This is a genomic window from Ancylobacter sonchi (genome assembly GCF_018390695.1).
Classification (GTDB): domain Bacteria; phylum Pseudomonadota; class Alphaproteobacteria; order Rhizobiales; family Xanthobacteraceae; genus Ancylobacter; species Ancylobacter sonchi.
Genome location: NZ_JAHBGF010000019.1, coordinates 131,248 through 150,213 on the forward strand (window position 1 = coordinate 131,248; position 18,966 = coordinate 150,213).

General features: G+C 67.4%; 11 protein-coding genes. 4 read left to right on the plus strand and 7 right to left on the minus strand.

Annotated features, from left to right (window positions below; genetic code table 11):
• Positions 1-42 precede the first annotated feature (42 nt).
• Positions 43-861: a hypothetical protein gene (locus tag KHC28_RS10610; protein WP_214008317.1), complete on the minus strand. Its 819-nt coding sequence runs from the start codon at positions 859-861 to the stop codon at positions 43-45.
• Between the two features lie 68 nt (positions 862-929).
• Positions 930-2,360, minus strand: a complete 1,431-nt coding sequence (locus KHC28_RS10615; protein ID WP_214008318.1) for a DUF1254 domain-containing protein — start codon at positions 2,358-2,360, stop codon at positions 930-932.
• A 331-nt stretch (positions 2,361-2,691) separates the two neighbouring features.
• Between KHC28_RS10615 and KHC28_RS10620 the strand changes: the two genes are divergently transcribed.
• On the plus strand, positions 2,692-3,726 hold the full coding sequence (locus KHC28_RS10620; protein ID WP_214008319.1) for an AraC family transcriptional regulator: 1,035 nt from the start codon (positions 2,692-2,694) through the stop codon (positions 3,724-3,726).
• Positions 3,727-3,781: 55 nt separating this feature from the next.
• Here KHC28_RS10620 and KHC28_RS10625 read toward each other — a convergent pair whose 3' ends face one another.
• Positions 3,782-4,957 carry an aspartate-alanine antiporter-like transporter gene (locus tag KHC28_RS10625; protein ID WP_214008320.1) on the minus strand — a complete coding sequence of 392 codons (1,176 nt, stop codon included), beginning with the start codon at positions 4,955-4,957 and terminating at the stop codon, positions 3,782-3,784.
• A gap of 704 nt (positions 4,958-5,661) precedes the next feature.
• On the opposite strand from KHC28_RS10625, the gene KHC28_RS10630 reads away from it, so the two are divergent.
• Both KHC28_RS10630 and KHC28_RS10635 read left to right on the plus strand, forming a co-directional pair.
• Positions 5,662-7,368, plus strand: coding sequence for a type I secretion system permease/ATPase (locus KHC28_RS10630; RefSeq protein ID WP_214008321.1), 1,707 nt, complete (start codon positions 5,662-5,664; stop codon positions 7,366-7,368).
• Positions 7,365-8,732 carry an HlyD family type I secretion periplasmic adaptor subunit gene (locus KHC28_RS10635; protein ID WP_214008322.1) on the plus strand — a complete coding sequence of 456 codons (1,368 nt, stop codon included), beginning with the start codon at positions 7,365-7,367 and terminating at the stop codon, positions 8,730-8,732. Before KHC28_RS10630 ends, KHC28_RS10635 begins: the two co-directional genes overlap by 4 nt.
• Here KHC28_RS10635 and KHC28_RS10640 read toward each other — a convergent pair.
• The 4 genes from KHC28_RS10640 to KHC28_RS10655 form a co-directional block, all read right to left on the minus strand.
• Positions 8,686-9,630, minus strand: coding sequence for a LysR family transcriptional regulator (locus KHC28_RS10640; protein WP_214008323.1), 945 nt, complete (start codon positions 9,628-9,630; stop codon positions 8,686-8,688). The genes KHC28_RS10635 and KHC28_RS10640 overlap by 47 nt on opposite strands.
• A 443-nt stretch (positions 9,631-10,073) precedes the next feature.
• Positions 10,074-16,391: a cadherin-like domain-containing protein gene (locus KHC28_RS10645; RefSeq protein ID WP_214008324.1), complete on the minus strand. Its 6,318-nt coding sequence runs from the start codon at positions 16,389-16,391 to the stop codon at positions 10,074-10,076.
• Between the two features lie 982 nt (positions 16,392-17,373).
• On the minus strand, positions 17,374-17,904 hold the full coding sequence (locus KHC28_RS10650) for a Spy/CpxP family protein refolding chaperone (RefSeq protein WP_246564674.1): 531 nt from the start codon (positions 17,902-17,904) through the stop codon (positions 17,374-17,376).
• A gap of 24 nt (positions 17,905-17,928) precedes the next feature.
• Positions 17,929-18,267, minus strand: a complete 339-nt coding sequence (locus KHC28_RS10655) for a GCG_CRPN prefix-to-repeats domain-containing protein (protein WP_246564687.1) — start codon at positions 18,265-18,267, stop codon at positions 17,929-17,931.
• Between the two features lie 466 nt (positions 18,268-18,733).
• On the opposite strand from KHC28_RS10655, the gene KHC28_RS10660 reads away from it, so the two are divergent.
• A partial coding sequence (locus KHC28_RS10660; protein WP_214008343.1) for a hypothetical protein occupies positions 18,734-18,966 on the plus strand: 233 nt, incomplete at its 3' end.

Here is an 18,966-nt window from a genome sequence, read left to right on the forward strand (position 1 = left end):
CGCTGCGCGGTGCCCAAGGGCGCGAGCGATGGCCGTCCGGACCTAGAAATGCCAGGCGAGGCTCAGGGTCGGGCCGTGCATCGTGGTATTGTAACGGAACGAGCCGCCATCGCCGTTGGTGCTCTCGTAATCCTCGTAGAGGTAGCGGTAGCCGATCGCGCTGGAGATCGACGGCGTCCACATGTAGCCGAGACCGACATAGCCGTTGCTGGACAGCTTCGAGCCGACGCCGAAGCCGCCAATATCCGCGGTGGCGTTGACGAACCAGCGTTCGTCGATTGTCCAGCGGGCGACCAGCCCGACCGTCGGGTCGATCCAGCTCTCGCTCTGATGCCCGGCCAGCGGCGACGGCAGGTTGGGCGTCGTCAGCGAAACGTCGGAGGACAGCTGCACGTAGCGCAGGCCGCCGGTCACGGCGAGATCGACATGGGGCAGGCCGAGCGGCAGCCAGTAGCCGACAGCGCCGGTGGCGATGGTCTGCGTCAGCTCGGTATCGAGCGTGCTGCCGCCGTACAGCCCGACCTGATCGGTATGCGACAGTCGGGCGAGCACGAGGTCGGCCAGGAACAGCCATTGCCCGTTGCTGGCCAGGAATGAGCCCATCATCGCGCCGTCGAGATTGTCGAGCACGTCTGCGATGGAGGCGTCGATCGGCGTCGTCGGCAGCTTGCGCACGCCGAGGTCGCCATCGATGCCGGTGAGCCAGCCATAGAGGGTCGCCTGGAAGCGCCAGTCGGACGCCGCCTGCACCGGCGCGGGTGCTTTCGTGATCGCGGCGGGCAGGTCGGCCGCCTGCGCCGAACAGGCAAGCAGACCGGCGAGCGCCAGTGTGCCGAACGCCGGCAGGATTCGGTGCATCATGTCCCGTGCTTTCGATGGTCGTACGAATGGACGACCGGCGCGGTCTGGCGCGCCGGTCGTCGGCTCGATCAGCTGACCTTGGTGACTGCGGGAATGACCCAGGAACCGTCGAGGATGGAGGGCGTGTTCTCGTCCGGCCAGTACAGGCGCAGCATCAGGTTGAACCGATCCTTCGGCGCCGGCAGCCAGTTGGCCTCCTTGCCGGCACCGGGGCTCTCGTTCTGGACGTAGATCACCAGCGAACCGTCCGCCTCGAGCTTGGGATTGGCCCGCATGCTCATCGAATAGCGGTCGATCGGGTTGGCGACGAAGAACATGTTGGCGTCGTACATGGTCAGCGACCAGAAGCCCTTCACCGGCGGCAGCTGGCCGGGCGCGAAGCGCAGTTCGTACTTGTTGGCGCCGCTGTATTCGCGGTTGTCCTTGTCCTTCAGCGAGGTGGGGTAGACCGCGTCCTGCGGGCGGTTGGCGCCGAGGCCGATGGCGGTGATCAGTGCGCGCTGGAGATAGTCGGTGCCATAGAGGCCGGTCTTGGTGGTGTAGCCCCAGCCATTGATGCTCTCGACGTCGCCGCCGCTGAACTTGAAGTGCAGCATGATGCGGTCGAAGGAGAGCTGCGGCAGCCGCTTCGCCCAGCGCGCATCGATCGCCTTGGCATCGAAGTCCTGGCCGGGCACGAGGCCGATCTGCTTGAAGCGCTCGAGGGCCGGCGCGTCCTTGGCCGAGGGCGGGTTGCTCTTGAGCAACTGCGCCAGCAGGGTGAAGTATTCCACCGCGCTCAGCGCGTTCACCTGGTCGCGCACCGGGGTCTTCATGTCGATGCCGGCATCGACCTTGCCGGCGGGCGGCGTGTAGTCCTTGCCGAGCGTGCTCAGCGGGAACAGCTTGAACTGGTCCTGCAGGGCGTGGACGGCGGCGTAGTCCTCCGGCGTGCCGGTGCAGTAGATGCGGCCGAGCATCCAGACCATGCTGGTGGGCGACTTCAGCTGCACCATGCCGTCCGGCACCTTGCCGGACCAGCCGGGGCCGGTGACGAGATAGGTCTGCGCGCCCGTGCCGGTGGTGCGGGAGCCCGGCACCTGGAACACGTCGGTCCAGCCGTCGAGGAAGGGCAGCAGGAAGTAGCGGCCCTTCATGTCCGGTACGCTCACCACCCACGGCTCGTCGCCGACATCGAAGAAGGCGGTGGTGTAGAGCGTGTCGGCGTTCGGGGCCGTCACGTCGCGGAACGTCGCGTCGGGATAGGCGCGCAGCTTGATCAGCGTGCCCATCGGCGCGCGGGTGCCTTCCGCCTGCGCGACATTGGTCATCACCCGGCGGGTCATCTCCATCGTGACCAGCGGATAGCCGTAGACATAGGCATCCGACGCGATATCGAAGCCTTCCGCTCCCTCGACGAGGTCGAAGATGGGGCCGTCCCAGGCAAGCGCACTGCGCGCCGACACGGCGGCGGCCAAGGCAGTCGTTCCCAGGAACAGGGCACGGCGCGAAATACTCATGACATGCTTCCTTGATGGCATCGGGCGAAAGCCGGGTTCTTCCGGTCGATCGGTTGCGCCCCTCGAGCCCGTCGGCTGACCTCGTGTGATTTTGCCGCGGTCATCGACAGCGTTTCAACGGAGGGGGTTCAGCAGGCGGAGGGCAGAATTCGGGTCGGGAGTTCAGGCGTCGGCACTCGGCCCTTCGATTGATGACTTGGTGGGCCCGGGTGCAACTCGTGCATCGACTGTACCTTCACCGTCATGACGGCCGAACGACCTTGCAGGATGGTGAAGGGATAACTTAAGGATATCGTCGTCGCTTGCTTTTTGGGGACAGGAGCCATCAATTTTGAACAATATCCCGTCCCAGCGCGTCGGCCCTGTAGCCGCGCTTCCCGGGCTGCTCCGCGAGCTGGGGGTCGAACCCGAACAGGCCTTTGCCGGCTCGGGCATCGCTCCTGGCGAACTCGTCCCCGATGCCCGCTTTCCGTTTCCCTCCATCGTCGGGCTGATCGAGCGTGCCGCTGTGCTGGCGCGCTGTCCGCATCTGGGGCTGCTGCTCGGGGCGCGAAACGATCACCGCGCCCTCGGCCCGATCGGCGAGATGATGGTCTGCGCGCCGACGCTCGGCGAAGCCTTCCGCGATTATGTCAGCCTGCAGATCGGCTATTCGCGCGGCGCGGTCGTCTATCTCCAGCGGGCTGACGACGACTATTTCGTGGGCTACGGCCTCTATGACGCCGGTACCGACCCCAGCCGGCACGTGCATGATCTGGTCGTCGCCATCGGCTGCAACATGGCGCGGGCGCTGACGAGCGGGCGCGCCCAGCCCTTGCGGGTGCTGGAATGCGTCGGCCCGCCGGCGAACCCGGCATTCTACCGCAGCACGCTGAAGACGACGGTGGCGTTCGATCAGGAACAGACCGGCATCGTGCTGTCGGCGCGTGACATGGCGCTGCCCTTGCCCGGTGCCGATCCCGTCCGCCGATTGCAGCTGCGGACCGTCATCCAGAAGATGGTGCGCGGCGATCTCGAGGACATCCCGGCCCAGGTGCGCCACACCCTGCGGCCGCGGCTGATGCTCGGCGAGGCCGATCGAGATGCGGTCGCGGCGGAGATCGGCATGGGCGCTCGTACGCTCGCCCGCCACCTCGCCCGTGCCGGCACCAGCTTCGAGGACATCAAGGACGAGGTGCGCTTCACCGTGGCACGCGAGCTGCTCACCCTGACGCGGCTGCCGATCGGGCGCATCGCCGAGGCGCTGTCCTATTCGGCCATCAGCTCTTTCGACCATGCCTTCCTGCGATGGGCCGGCGTCACGCCCTCGCAATGGCGCGCCGGGCACTCGGCGACGACCGGAAACGGGGCAGCCGGATCGTCCTAGCCGTTCTCCCGGCGGGAGGGGAGGGCGGGCTCCGGCACCCGCCGCTTCATCCGGGTCAGGGCGTCAAAAGTCCGTTGGCGAGCCCGACGACCACCGGGCCCATCAGCGGCAGAAGCACATTGGCGATGGCATAGGTGACGGTGTAGCCGATGACCGGCGTGCTGTTGCCCGCCTGGTTGACCGTGTCCTCGTTCAGGGCGACCGGCGCGCCCGCGCGCGCTAGCGAGAGCACATAGATGTCGTGCCGCAGGCTGTCGCTGACGGCGCCGCGGATCTGTCCGAAGCTCTTGCCGAGATAGTCGGCGGCGGTGATCGCCACGTCGCGGGTGACCAGCACCAGCTCCATGTCCGGCGACGGCAGCACCTCGGTGCCGACCTCCGGGCCGATCTTCACCACCGCCGCGCGCCGGCCGACCAGCAGCGCGATGTCGCCCGGCTGCAGGCGCAGGCCGGGGGTGACGCCGAGCAGCGTGCCCGCCCGGCTGACCTTCTCGACCGTGATCTCGCGATTGGCGGCCGCCTCCAGCTCGCCAATGGTGCGCGCTCCGCCCGCCCCGAGCTCGAAGGTTCGCCCGACCAGCTCCGGCAGGGCAGGCTCCTCGCTCGGCCCGTAGACCTGCGCCCCGGCCAGCAGCTCGGCCTCCGCCTTCATGGCATCGTCGCGAAGGGTGCGGCGCATGAGCCAGGGCAGGATGTTCACGCAGATGATGATCGCCCCGAACGACCCGAAGATGTAGGTCACCGCATATCCGACGGCGACATTGCCCTGCAGGTGCTGGACCTCGTCGGCGGCGAGCCCGAGCTTGGAGATCGCCGAACTCGCCGTGCCGATGATGGCCGACTGGGTCAGTCCGCCCGCCGCCACGCCGGCGGCCAGCCCCTTGTCGAGCCCGAACAAGCGCGCCAGGACGACGACCGTGATCAGTCCGGAGATGGCCAGGAAACCGGCCATCGCGATTTCCTTGATGCTCTGGCGGCCGAGCGACCGGAAGAACTGCGGCCCGCTCTCATGACCCACCGCATAGATGAACAGCGCAAAGAGCAGGGATTTGACGCCATTGTCGATCTGGACGCCGACCTGGCTGATGACGACCGCGACGAGCAGGGACCCGGCGACGCCGCCCAGCTGGAATTTCCCGAAGCGGAAATTGCCGATCCAGTAGCCGATGGCGAGCGATAGAAAGAGCCCGATTTCGGGCGATTGGGCGAGAAGGGTGGACAGCCAAGTCATGATGGCGTCCGGGCACATGCGACGAATGAGCGGCAGGCGAGGGAGTAACGAAGGCTCTTCTCGACTTCGCTCTTTCCGAGCGAGGCCATCGGTCGAAGGCGGTTCGTCTTAGGAAGACATATCCGCGATGTCGGCGGGCGAGAAGCCACTCCTGTCGTCACCCTGAAGACAATTGCGCGTGACAGATGTGCGCGGACATCTTTTCCGCGATCCGCATTACTTCAGAATTTCTGGTAAAATGCGAGATATGCTGTGGATTCTCGATTCCATTCAGAATGATGTTGGGATTCGCGCTTCCCGTGGAGAGTAGACGCGGTCCGCTATGCTGGAGGCTATGCGGCATCGGATGGCGTTGCAATCGTCTGCATCCGGACACATGGTCGTAGCCGCCGGAGCGCTGGGCTCGAGCCATGTCGCCTGGTGATCAGGAAGCCGCGAAGCAGGGCGGGCTGATCCGGCCGCGTCTCGGCGCGCCATTTGAGAGCCCTCCCGGACCGGGGCGCCGAACCGTTCCGCCGAACCGTTCCGCCTCGATGGATGGTACGGTTCGGCTCATGCCCGACGGGGCATCACGCTTCCTGCATCGATGCTTCGCTTCCTCCGGCACTCTCCACGCGATCAGTCACCCCGTTGTCAGAAGCATCGGCTAGGTCCGCTTCCTTGGAAATCCTTCCTCAGAGAAGCCCGACCCAGACTGTGACATCATGAAAGTACCGGCGCACGGCCCATCCGCTACGGCGATCAATTCCGCCTTCCGTTCCTGCCGCCGGCCGCTGCTGGGCGTGGGCGCCTTCAGCTGCGTCATCAACCTTTTGATGCTGACCGGCCCGTTCTTCATGCTGCAGGTCTATGACCGCGTGCTGGCGAGCCGCAGCGTGCCGACCTTGGTGGCGCTGCTGGTGCTAGCGGCGGTGCTCTACGCTTTTCAGGGACTGCTCGACCTCATCCGCGCCCGCATCCTCGTGGGCGTGGGCATGCGGCTCGACGCCAATCTGCGTCGCCTCGCCTTCGACCTGATGTCCGGGCTGGCGCTGCGCCGTGGCGCGGATGGCAATAGCCAGCAGCCGCTGCGCGATCTCGACCAGATCCGGCAGTTCGTCTCCGGCCAGGGCCCGATCGCCATGTTCGACCTGCCCTGGGTGCCGCTCTATCTCGGGCTGCTCTTCGTCTTCCATCCGCTGCTGGGACTGGTCGGCCTCGGCGGCATCGTCGTGCTGTGCGGCTTCATGCTGGTGACGGAGTTCTCCACCAAGGCGCCGCAGCGCGAGGTGGCCAAGCGCTCGGTCACCCGCAATGCCCTCGCCGATACCTATTCGCGCAATATCGAGGCGATCGGGGCGCTGGGCATGGGCGAGGCGCTGCGCAGGCGCTGGGAGCAGGCCCACGACGCCTATCTCGCTGACAACCGCAAGGCGACCTACGTCTCCGGCGATCTCGTCGCCTCCAGCAAGTCGTTCCGCTTCCTGCTGCAGTCGCTGATGCTGGCGGCCGGCGCCTTCCTGGTGATCGGCGGCGAGGCGTCGGGCGGCGTGATGATCGCCGCCTCGATCATCTCCTCGCGCGCCCTCGCCCCGGTCGAGCTGGCGATCGCCAATTGGCGTGGCTTCGTCGCCGCCCGGCAGGGCTATGCCCGGCTGGTGGCGCTGGCGCGGGAAATCCCGGCGAGCGCCGCTCCCATGCCGCTGCCGGCGCCCGTCGCCCGCCTCGACGTCGCCGCGCTCGCGGTGGCCGCGCCCGGCCAGCCCCGGCCGATCATCGCCGGCATCACCTTCAATGTCGCCGCCGGCAGCGCGGTGGGGGTGATCGGCACCAGCGGATCAGGTAAGTCCACTTTGGCGCGGGGCCTCGTCGGCGCGTGGCCGGGCTCCAAGGGCAGCGTCCGGCTCGACGGTGCCGCCATCGAGCAATGGGACCGCGACGCGCTCGGCCGCCATATCGGCTATCTGCCGCAGGACGTCGTACTGTTCGACGGCACGGTGGCGGAGAACATCGCCCGCTTCCAGCCCGATCCCGAACCCGCGGCCATCATCGCCGCCGCCACGCGCGCCGGCGTGCACGACTTGATCCTGCGCCTGCCCAATGGGTACGACACCCGGCTCGGCGAAGGCGGCGCCGCGCTGTCCGGCGGCGAGCGCCAGCGCGTGGCGCTCGCCCGCGCGCTTTATGGCGAGCCGTTCCTCATCGTGCTGGACGAGCCCAACTCCAATCTCGACGCCGCCGGCGAGACCGCGCTGACGCAGGCGATCCGGTGGGCGCGGGAGACCGGGCGGGTGGTGGTGGTCATCGCCCACCGGCCGAGCGCTCTCGCGGCGGTCGATCTGGTGCTGATGCTGGCGGACGGCAAGCAGCAGGCCTTCGGCCCCCGCGCCGAGGTGCTCGGTCGCGTGCTCAAGCAGCCGGTGGCCGCATGATCGCCCTTCGTTCCCTGTTCGAGCGCCTGCGCGCTCGCCTCGCTGCGGCTCTTGCCTCCCGCCCCACCACAGCCGCGACCGGGGACGGCATCGAGCGCCATCTCATGGTCGGCACCGCCGTCACCCTGCTGCTGGTCCTCGGCGGCGGCGGGTGGGCGGCGATGGCGGCGCTCAACGGCGCGGTGGTCGCCTCCGGCACCTTCGTGGTGGAAAGCTCCGGCAAGCGCATCCAGCACCCGGAAGGCGGCGTGGTCGGCGCGATCGCGGTGAAGAACGGCCAGCATGTCGAGACAGGGGAAACCCTGCTGCGGCTCGACGACACCGTCACTCTCGCCAATCTGATGGTGGTCGATACCCAGCTCGTCGAGCTGTCGGCCCGCCGCGCCCGCCTTGAAGCCGAGCGCGACGGCGCGGCATCCGTGCAGCATGCCGAGGACCTCGTGACCCGCCGTGCCGAGGCGAATGTCGCGCGCGCCCTTGACGGCGAGGTCAGCCTGTTCGTCTCGCGACGTGCCGCCATGGACGGGCAGGTCTCGCAATTGCACACCCGCATCGAGCAGCTCGGCGACGAGGTCGGCGGGCTCGATGCCCAGATCGCCGCCAAGGGCGTCGAGCTCGGCTTCATCGGCGAGGAGATCGACGGCGTCGAGACGCTGCACAAGAAGGGCCTCGTGCCGCTCACCCGGCTGCGCGCGCTCCAGCGCGACGCCGCGCGCATCTCCGGCGAGCGGGGACAGTTGCAGGCCGATCTGGCGCGCACCCACGGGCGCATCAGCGAGACCGAGCTGCAGATCCTCCAGCTCGACCAGGACCGCCGCGCCGAGGTGATCGGGGAACTGCGCGACATCGAGGGCAAGTGGGCCGAATTGCAGGAGCGCCGCATCGCCGCGCAGGACAAGCTCACCCGTGTCGAGTTGCGCGCGCCGGTGTCCGGCATCGTGCACCAGCTCGATGTCCACACGGTGGGCGGCGTCGTCTCGCCGGGCCAGACGGTGATGATGATCGTGCCCGGCAACGACGCGCTGGTGATCGAGGCGAAGATCGCCCCGGCCGACATCGACCAGATCGCCATCGGCCAGCACGCCGAGATCCGGCTGGTCGCCTTCAACCAGAAGACCACGCCGGAGATCGCGGGCACGGTGTCGCGCGTGGCCGCCGACCTGACCACCGACGAGCGGGCCGGGCTGAGCTACTACGTCGCCCAGATCACCCTGCCGCCGGATCAGGTCGACCGGCTCGACGGCCTGAAGCTGATACCCGGCATGCCGGCGGAGATCTTCCTCCGGACCGGCGAGCGCACCGCGCTCAGCTATTTCGTCAAGCCGCTTCAGGACCAGATTGCCCGCGCGCTGCGCGAGGACTGACGGCCGGCGCTTCCTTGGCCGCCTCTTTGGACACCCCCTGGAACGCTTCCTGCGCGCAGGCGAAGAAATCGTCGATGAGCGGCGCCCGCCGCCGCTCGTCAAGGCAGATGACATATTCGTCGATCATGATGCCGGCGTCGCGGATCGGCACGAAGCGCAGCCGGCTGTCATGGCCGAACTCCAGATCGGCGATGACGCCGAGGCCGAAGCCGGCCGCCACCGTCTCGCGCACGCCCTCGCGCGTCGAGACTTCCAGCACCGCGCCTAGCGACACCCGGCTCTCTTCGAGATTCTGCTCGAACACCGCGCGGGTCCGCGAGCCGCGCTCGCGCAGTACGAAATTGATCCCCTGAAGATCGTGCAGCCCGACGCTGGCGTGCCGCGCCCAGTCGTGCTCCGCCGGGACCAGCAGGCCGATCCGCATCCGGGCCAGCGGCTGGACTTTCAACCGCTCGTCCTTCGGCCGCTCGGCGGTGATGCCGACATCGGCGCGGAATTGCAGCAGCTGTTCGATGACGCTGTCGGAATTGTGCACCTGCAACGAGAAGACGAGGTTGGGCCGCCGCCGGCGCAGCGCCCGCAATATGGGCAGCGAATGCACCACGCCATCGGCGGCGACGCGTAGCTGGCCGCCATCGATCTTCCGGCTCTTGAGGAGATTGGCCGCCTCGGCCAGCGTGGCGAACAGGCGCGAGGTCACCTGGTAGAGGCGCTCGCCATCGGCGGTGAGGGTGACGCCGCGCGGGCCTCGCTCGAACAGCGACAAACCGGACGCCGCTTCGAGCTGGCGTACCTGGTTGGACAGGTTCGACTGGCTGATCGCCGTCTCGCGCGCCGCCTGGGAATACCCTCCGGCGGCCGCGACATAGTGGAAGGCGCGAAGCTGGGTGATCGACAATCCTGCCTCCGATGCGGCGCCGGCAGGAGCCGAAGATCGCCGGCCAGGAGCGGAGGCGCGTCTCGGCGACCGGCCTGCCCGTCGCGTGAAGACGCCCCTATATCGGCCTTCGGCAGACAGGTTGATGACAGAGCCTTACCCCGTTGATCGCGTCAATCTCCATAGTGGTTCCACGCTTATCATAGGTTTTAATTGTAGCGCGGCACACGGGATCGTCAGCAGACTTGGCGTCAATACGCGGGTGTCGCATCTATTCGCGTTCGACGACGAAGCGAAATAGCCACGACATCGCGCGCGGCGGCAACAGAATTTGCCTGAATCTTCGACAATAGACCAGGGCACGCGTCTGCCACGAACTGACGACAGGCGTGTCCCGGGCTTGCATAGGAAAAAAGAAGGGGCGCCGCCGACCCGGACGGATCGGCGGCGCCCCCTTTTTCGGATCACGAGAACTGGAAGTCGTCGGCGCCGAAGCGGTTCTTGGTCATGTCCTCGACCAGCACCGTGTTGTTGCCGCTGTCGTCCAGCTGGATCACCACGCCCTCGGCGGTGTCGATCATCGCCGCCAGCACCTCGTCGAAGGTGGCGAAGTCCAGCGCGCTGAACTCGATCACGTCGCCGGTGGTGAAGTCGATGATCACGTCCGACCCGGCATTCTCGGTGAACACGAAGGTGTCGTCGCCGAGCCCGCCCTTGAGCACGTCGTCGCCCTCGCCGCCACGCAGCCTGTCATTGCCGAGGCCGCCATCGATGTAGTCGTCGCCGCCGCCGCCCCAGAAGCGGTCGTTGCCGTTGCCGCCGAGGAGGACGTCGTCATCCGCGCCACCGGCCAGCTGGTCGTCGCCGTTGCCACCTTCCAGCAGGTCGTCGTCGCCGCCGCCCGACAGCTTGTCATTGCCATTGCCACCGATCAGATGATCGTTGCCATAGCCGCCCAGCAGGTAGTCATTGCCGTTGCCGCCCTCGACGACGTCGTCGCCGGCACCGCCATTGAGGTGGTCATTGCCCGCGCCGCCTTGCAGCAGGTCGTCGCCGGTCTGGCCGAGCAGCGTGTCGTCGCCATTGCCGCCGACGACCACGTCGTCTCCCGCCCCGCCGTCGAGTTCGTCATCGCCATTGCCGCCGTCGAGCTGGTCGTCGCCGTCGCCACCCTTCAGCAGGTCGTTGCCCTCGCCGCCGGAAAGCTGGTCGTCGCCGTAATAGCCGAACAGCTTGTCGTTGCCGCCGCCGCCCGACAGCACGTCGTCGTCCTGTCCGCCCGCGAGGCGGTCATTGCCCGGGGTGCCCTGCGTGCCGGAGACGACGTCAAGCTCCACGCTGGCGGTGGAGGTGCCGCCCTTGCCGTCGGTGACGGTGTAGCTGAACGAGGCCGTGCCCTCGAAGCCCGCGGCCGGGGTGAACACCACATTGCCGTCGGCGTCGAGGCTCACCGTGCCGCCCACCGCGTCGGCGACCGACAGGATGTGCAGCGCGTCGGCATTGGCGTCGGTGTCGTTGGCGAGCAGCAGCGCCGCCGCCAGCGTCAGCACCTGGCCGGCGCGGGCGGTGAAGCCCTCGTCGTCCGCCGCCACCGGCGCGGTGTTCTCCGGCTCGTCCGCCTCGAGCGACACCACCGTCACATTGTCATAGGTGACGCCGCTGCCGGCATGCCAGTTGTAGAGGCCGAAGGTGCCCTTCTCGGTGTCGTGGATCTCGATCGGCTTGGTGAACAGCGCCGTGCCGTTCAGCCAGACCTGCAGCTTGCCGTCGACGATGTCGGCCCGCAGCGTGTTGGTGCCGGCGGTGTCGTAGCGCGTCGGGCCCTGCCAGAGCGTCTGCTCGATGCCGTCCTTGAGGCTGAACAGCTGCGGCAGGCCGGTCTGGTTGTCGAGCTCGAACTTGTAGTAGTTCTCGGCGTCCTGGTAGTGCAGCAGCAGGCCGACACCGCCGCCCGAGGTCGAGGTGAAGGTGGTCTCGACGCTGTAGTCCTCCCACTCCGAGGCGCCTTCGCCTTCATAGACGGCGTAGGTGCCCTTGCGCAGCGCGTAGATGCCGTCGCCGAGCGGGCTCCAGTTCAGGCTCCACTGCGAGGAGGGCGCCGTGTCGCCGGTGCCGCCGAGCTGGCGGCTGTAGCGGTCGGAGGTCTGCTGCAGCACGCCGTCGACCACCGCCCAGCTGGCGGCGTTGCCGAGCTCGCCCTCGTCGACGAAGCGGAAGCCCTGGGCGAGGCCGTCGGAGAAGTCCTCGTTCACCAGCACCTTGTCGGCGGCGACGATCTCCACCTTCATGGTGTCGCTGGAGGTGCCGCCGGCATTGGCGAGGTCGAGGCGGATCAGGTGCTCGCCGGTGCCGAGCGAGACGGTACCCTCGGCGCCGTTGGCGAGCGCTTCGCCGTCCTCGCTCCAGCCAACCGTGGTCTCGCCGGTCAGGCCGTTGCTGGAGAGCGCCGACAGGTCGATGTCGACCTTGCCGTCGCCATCGGTGTCGATGACGCGGATGGCCTTGCCGGCATCGGCGATCAGCGTGCCCTTCTGGACGAGGATGTCGTCGAAGAACACCTGCCGCTGGCCTTCCGACCAGACGCCGACCGTGCCGCCGGACAGTGGGCTCTCATCGGTGACCGGGCCGCCGAACAGCGCCTCGCCGTCCACGGACGCATAGAGCTTGCCGTCCGCTACCGCGAACTCCACCGCGAAGGCGCGGTCGAACGGGGTGGTCGCCGCCTCTGAGGCGAGCACCGTCTGGACGCCGCCCTGCACGCGGATGAGCTTGTGGGCGTTCTCGGCGATGTCGAAGGACAGGAGATAGTAGTTCTGCGCGTCGGTGTAGTAGGCGACGACGCCGAGGCCGAGCTGGTCCTCGGCGGTCAGCGTGGCGGAGACGGTGTAGCCGTTCCACGCCGCGCTGCCGGCGCCGGCCCAGGCCATGATGCCCGAGGCGCCGTCATAGGCGCGCAGCATGCCTTCCGGCGCCGCGATGCCCTCGACCACGGTATCGCGCGACTGCACGGAGCCGGCGACCTGCCAGCGGGCGCCCGGCGCGGTCCAGCCATCGGCGTTGCCGTCGTTGAAGTTCTCCGACAGCAGCGTGTCGCCGTCGGTCACGGTGACGCGCACGGTGTCGGTCGACACCGTGCCGTCGGTGGCGGTGGCGCGCAGCGTCAGCTGGTGCACGCCGGCGCCGAGCGCGAGCTCGGCCTGCGCGGTGGTGGCGACCACTTCGCCATCGGCGTTCAGCCACTCATAGCCGGCGATCTGGCCGAGCTTGTCGACCGAACCCTTGGCGTCGAGGCTCACCGTCGCGGTGCCGTCCTCGCCGGCGGCCACGGTCTGGCCGTCGCCCGCCTCGGCGCGGAACTGCGCGACCGGGGTGCCGAGATCGGCGTCGATCTCTTCCTCATGCTCGCGCAGCTCGCCGGTCAGCTGAGTGCCGGAGCCGTCGCCGATCACCTGCGACATCGAGCCATTGCCGAGATTGGCCTGCAGGTTGCCGTTGGTGAAGTCGAACTGCACCATGTTGGCGTCGGACAGCAGCTCGGTGAACGGACCTGAGGCGGTCGGGCCGCCCAGTTCCGCCACTTCCTCGGCGCTGAGAGTCTTCTCAACGAAGGCGAAGGACGACATCGAGAAATCGGTGGTCTCGCCGCTGTCGTCGGCGAAGATCAGGAAGCCCTTCTCGCTGATGTTGAAGGCCGAGCCGACGGTCTGCGTGCCTTGCAGCTCGCCGTTGACGTACTTGTTCATGGTGTAGGTGGAGCCGCCCTCGCCGACACGCTCCAGGGTGATGACGAGGCGGATGTACTCGCCGAGCGGAACGACGCCCTCGTCCTGACCGTTGGTGCCGATCAGCGCGTGGTCGCCGGCATTGTTCAGCCAGAGGTCGCCATCGGTGATGTTGTTGAGGTCGCTCTGGAAGATCGAGGTCAGGCCGATGGTGGTCGGCAGCTTGACGTCGTAGACCAGCGTGTAGTTGGCATAGGTGCTGCCGGAAGAGGGCTCGAAGCCCGGCGTCACCTTGATGCCGTTGGCGGGATCGAACTTCGGCGCATTGATCACGCCGCTGTCGCCGTCAGGCAGAGCCTCGGTGCCGAAGCCGACCGGCTGCGTCACTTCGGTCGGGCCGCTGCTGCCGTCGCCGCCCATGCCGTCGCGCGAGGGCTCCTCGTCGCCGCGCGAGCCGGTGAGGTACTCGTCCTTCGCCGAGAGATAGGTCTCGGTGTAGACCTTGCCGTTGTCGGGATCGATGGTGATCAGGCGGATGGCGCCGTTGCCGCCATTGCCGCCCTCGGTGGCGTCGCCATTGCCGGTCGCCTCCAGCGAGACGCCGTTCTGGTAGTTGACGAACATCTGGTAGACCGGCTGGCCGGCCTCGTTGTAGCTGACGATGGTCTCCGCGCCGTCACCGAACACGTGGCCGGAGAACACGAAGGACACGTTGGTGTGGCTGTAGATCAGGTCCTGCCACATGTCCTCGCCGTCATTGGCGTTCTCGGCGCTGTTGCCGACGCCGTAGTCCTTGCCGGTGCCCTCGCCGAACAGCGGGCCGGAGTAGTTGTCCGCCCGCGTGCCCATATTGGTGTAGTGGTGGGTGGTGACGATGGCGCGGTAGTCGGAATGCGCGTCGAGCACCTCGCCGGCCCAGCGCAGCACGTCATCGCGGGCGCCGAATTCGAGCGAGAGGTTGATCCACTTGGTGCCGTCGGCGCCCTCGAAGGTGTACCAGGCGTTCTTGGTCTCGCCGGCCTCCTGGTCGTAGACGCCGCCGAGCGTCGAATGCTCCTGCATGTAGTCGACGTCGAAATACTGGCTCTGCAGCGAGGTGTAGTTGCTGGCGCCGCCGCCCTGGTCATGGTTGCCCGGCAGCATGGCGTAGGGCACCACGCCGTTGAGCTTTTCGAACGCTTCCTTGGCGATCGCCCATTCGCTGGCGGTGTTGCCGGAGGTTACGTCGCCGACGCTGGTCACGAAGCGCAGGTTCAGCATCTCGGCATTGTCGGCCAGCCACTGGGTCATGCCGTTGAAGGTCTGCTGGCCGGTGCCGGGGAACACATAGTCCTGGGTGTCGGGCAGCACGGCGATGGTGTAGGCGTTCGGGCCGGCGACGCGGACGCGGAAGTCGTCGGTATAGACCTGGCCGGCGGCGTCGACCGCCTCGATGTGCACGTCGGAGCGGCCGAGCGCCTTGGCGTCGATCTCCAGCTTGTTGCCGTCGATCAGGCGGGCGCCGACGGCCTCGCCGTCCGAATTGGTCAGGGTGAAGGTCAGGCCTTCGGCGGTGAAGTGCGCGCCGAGGTCGATGACGACGGTGTCGGCATCCGGGGTCAGCATCATGTCGGCGATCGAGCGCAGCTGGATCGGCTCGCCCTCGCCGCCGTCCACCGGCGGGGCGGAGACCGCCGGCACGCCGGCCTCGAGCGGGCTCTCGACGGTCAGTTCGGTATTCTCGGGGACCAGCGTGCCGGTGCCGAGGGTGGCGTCGAGCGTGCCGTCGGTGAAGCGGAACTCGGTGCCGTTGGCGGCGAGGAAGTCCGGCTCGAGGATCGCCGGCACGATGCCGTCGGCGCTGGGCCCGCCGATCGCCTTCATCTGCGTGTCGTTCAGCGCCACTTCGACATAGGCGATGTTGGAGACGTGCACCGGGGAGGTCTCGCCGTCCTCGTCGGTGAAGATGAGGAAGCCGGCGGCCTTGTCGATGGTGTAGCGGTCGAGGCTGGTGGAGGTCTGCGTGCCGACCAGATCGCCGTTGATGTACTTGTTGATCTGGACCTCGCCGTCTTTCTGCTCGACGGTGAAGGCGATGCGGTTCCAGGTGTCGAGCTTGGCCTCGCCCTGGTAGTTGCCGCCGATGCCGATGCCGTAGCTGTCGCCGCTCACCTTGCCGAACAGGTCGCTGTCGCTGCCATTGGCGGCGTCGCTCTGGAAGAACGGAATCCAGCCGTTGTTGCCTTCCGAGGACACGTAGATGTCGAAGGCAATGGTGAATTCGGTCGCGGTGCCGGTGCCGCCGGGGGTGAGCTTGATCGTCTGGTCGGGCGCGCCGGCCGGGATCGACAGCAGCTGGTCGGCCAGCGGAACCTCCGGTACGCCTGCATCCGCGGCGGTCTCGACGACGACCTCGGTCCCGGCCGGGGTGAGGGTCGCCGCGCCGAAGGTGGCCTCCAGCGTGCCGTCGTTGAAGCGGAATTCCGAGCCGTTGGCAGCGGTGAAGGCGGCATCGGCGGCAGAGACGATGCCCTCGCCATTGGCGGTGCCGAGCGCGGCGATCTGCGCGTCGGTCAGCACCGTCTCGGCATAGGCGAAGTTGCTAAGGTGGATGGGCGAGGTCTCGCCATCCTCGTCGGAGAAGATCAGGAAACCGGCGGCCTTGTCGATGGCGTAGCGGTCGAGGCTGCCCGAGGACTGGGAGCCGATCAGCTCGCCATTGATGTACTTCTTGATGGTGACTTCGGTCTCGCCGGTCTCGACGGTGAAGGCGATGCGGTTCCAGGCGTCGAGAGCGGCCTCGCCCTGGTAGTTGCCGCCGATGCCGATGCCGAAGCTGTCGCCCTCGATCCGGCCGAACAGGTCGGCATCGTTGCCGTTGCCGGCGTCGCCCTGGAAGAAGGGAACCCAGCTCCCCGCGGTCGCGGACGGAACATAGACGTCATAGACGAGGGTGTAGCTCACCGCCGTGCCGGTTCCGCCGGGAATCACGAGAAGGCGCTGGTTCTGTGCGGCGTTCGGCACGCTCAGCAGTTGATCCACGCTGGTTTCGTTGAGTTCGGCGGCGTTCGACGAAGTCATCCTTCGCTCCTATTCACCAGGACTGCATTTCCGGTCGGGCCGGGTCTGGAGCGGGTGGTAAGGGCGGCAACCAACGCGACTGTGACAATTGGCTAAAAACGCGGCAGAGGCTCGATCTCTTCTTTCAATACCGGCCATTCGTACTGGCAATGCCGACGCGCGAAACCGCGCCAGCCAAGGGTTTTACCCGTGTGGCATCCGACAGGCTTCCTCCGCGCCTGCCCGGCAGGGGCAGATTTGCCGTCACCCGACGCTTTGGCGTCCTGTTCCTCGACGGCGGACCTCGCCGAACGCGAAGTCGTCTCCGCTGCGGATGGTGCCAATGAGGATGAGGTCGCATGAACCGATGGGGGCTTCATCGCCGTCGACCATGGCGGGTCCGAGCATCCGGCGCTCGCGCCTGAACCCCTTACCGGGCGCTCGGTTCGGCTCCGGATGATCTCGGAGGCGGTGGCTGGGACGCCGGTGCTGGAGTCTTGGGTGCGGCGTCCCAGCCAAACCCGATGAGGTTGCGCTCTCATCAGGCAAATGCAGATTACCGCAGCTCTGGCAGAAGTAGTGTTACGAGTTATTGAATTCGCGTTTCTTTGTATGTCCGAAAATGTCGTCGTGGCGGACTTGTTCGGCGTTTCCGTACGCGCGGCCATTGCAGCGGGATGCAGGTGCCTCTTGATGCTCTTACGGTAGGCTATCTTCGACGATGCATCCGCGGACCCGATCATCGTGTCTCGGGGCCATCAAGGCGATTTGGTCCTCAAGGAGCGCCCGTCGAAGGCGTGTTGTCGAAGCGGCGCGGCGCTCGGAACGCGATTATTCCGATCTGCCTATCCGATCCGTGTCCGCGCGGTTCGAGGGTAGCGGCATCTGCGGGTCCCATAATGAAAGGCCGGCGGCATGGGGTGCCGCCGGCCTCCCGGGCAGGCCCTGGGGCAGGCTCTGGGTCGGGGAAACGCCGGGTCGGGCCGGGGCTCGGCCCGCGGCGTCACTCCTGCTCGTCCTCGAAGATCCACAGCTCCAGCGTCGGCTGCGGCTGGCCGGCGCGGTCGGACATGCCGAGGAAGCCCGGCACCCGGCGCTTCTGCTCCGGCGTCAGCGCGGCCACCAGCGGCTTGGCCGCGGCGATCACCGTCTTGAGGTCCTGCGCCCGCGCCGCCTCGGCGTCGGCGAGGCGCTCCAGCACCACGAGGAAGTCGGTCGCCGGCTCGGCCTTGGCGCGGGCGGCGGCACGGGCGGCACCGTTCTTCGCCGCCTGACGGATGGCGGCCTCCACTGGGTCCCACAGCCTGGCCTGGTCGGGGGTGAGGCCGATCACCGTCTTCAGCGCGATCAGGCGGGCGTCGAGCACCGCCTGGGCGTCGGCCTCGGTATAGAGGTCGACCACCGGCGGCGGCGCGTCGGGGGCCGGCGCGCCCGGCGGGGTGGTCTGCGCCAGGGCGGGACCGGCCAGCAGGGTGGCGACGGCGAGGGCGGCCATCGGGGCGAGGCCGGAAAGGCGGGTAAGCATGCGTGTCATGGGAGGTCTCCGCTCAGGCCGGGTTCACTGCCAGCCGCCATCGGGCAGGCGGCCATGGTAGGGCGTGTCGCGGCAGTGGCCCCAGGGCCCGCGCCACCAGCCGGGAGGGCAGCCATTGCCGTAATAGACCGGGGCGCCGGGCGGCACCGCATAGCCGCCGCCGGGCAGCGGGCCGGTATAGGGGGTGTCGCGGCAGCCGCCCCACGGGCCGCGCCAGGCGCCGGGGCCGCAGCCCTGGGCGACCTTGGTGACGAGGGCGTCGGGGGAGGGCCGCGTCGCGGCGATCGAGGTGGCGGCGACCGGGGCGGCCGAGGCCGGCAAGGCGAGCAAGGCGGAGGCGGCCAGCACGGCCGAGGCGATCAGGCGGGAGGCAACAGGCCGGGAAGTACGGTGGGCCGGCGCGAGGGCGGCGGCGTTTGGATACGGCGTCATCGGCTTCTCCATCAGGCGCAAATCAGGCGCGCCATGGATGCATGCCGGGTCCGGCGGGACAATACTCGTCAGAGTAGAAGCGCCTTTATACCATCGACGATTACATAGCATACATAATCGGAAACAATCAGACATACTATGAAACTCGACACCGGTCGCGTGAATACATAAATGTTCGGTGTGACGAGTCCATCGTCGCATAGCGCGACTTAAAACTGGGGTCGAGTGTTCCGCGTGGCACAACGGTCGGTCTGCTCGGCCCCATTCTTTCCGGTTGCATGTAAATCGTGGTCTTCAACCTTATTGGCGAAGTGCTTTGCGTGTGTCTTGTCATGTAGATCGCAGATTTTAGATGGTAATTCATTCTAGATTTGCGCTCGCAATATGGTTGATTGGCGTGATTAATTCGATCTTCAATAAAGTCGGCATCATCCTGGCCATCCTGTCGGCGATTGCCGTATGGGATGCCCAATCAGGGCAAGTGAGCGCGCGCAATGCGGCGACCCGGTCGGCGCCGTCCATTGTTGTCGAAGGCAATCGCCGCGTTGATGCCGAGACCATCCGCTCCTATTTCGGGACGCCGCCGCTGACGCCGGCGAAGATCGACGAGGGCCTGAAGGCGCTGTACGC

Bases quoted from the DNA above. Each gene is read 5' to 3' on its own strand.
- KHC28_RS10650 (WP_246564674.1), bottom strand. From the start codon at position 17,904: ATGACACGCATGCTTACCCGCCTTTCCGGCCTCGCCCCGATGGCCGCC.
- KHC28_RS10630 (WP_214008321.1), top strand. From the start codon at position 5,662: ATGAAAGTACCGGCGCACGGCCCATCCGCTACGGCGATCAATTCCGCC.
- KHC28_RS10635 (WP_214008322.1), top strand. From the start codon at position 7,365: ATGATCGCCCTTCGTTCCCTGTTCGAGCGCCTGCGCGCTCGCCTCGCT.
- KHC28_RS10645 (WP_214008324.1), bottom strand. From the start codon at position 16,391: ATGACTTCGTCGAACGCCGCCGAACTCAACGAAACCAGCGTGGATCAA.
- KHC28_RS10625 (WP_214008320.1), bottom strand. From the start codon at position 4,957: ATGACTTGGCTGTCCACCCTTCTCGCCCAATCGCCCGAAATCGGGCTC.
- KHC28_RS10615 (WP_214008318.1), bottom strand. From the start codon at position 2,360: ATGAGTATTTCGCGCCGTGCCCTGTTCCTGGGAACGACTGCCTTGGCC.
- KHC28_RS10610 (WP_214008317.1), bottom strand. From the start codon at position 861: ATGATGCACCGAATCCTGCCGGCGTTCGGCACACTGGCGCTCGCCGGT.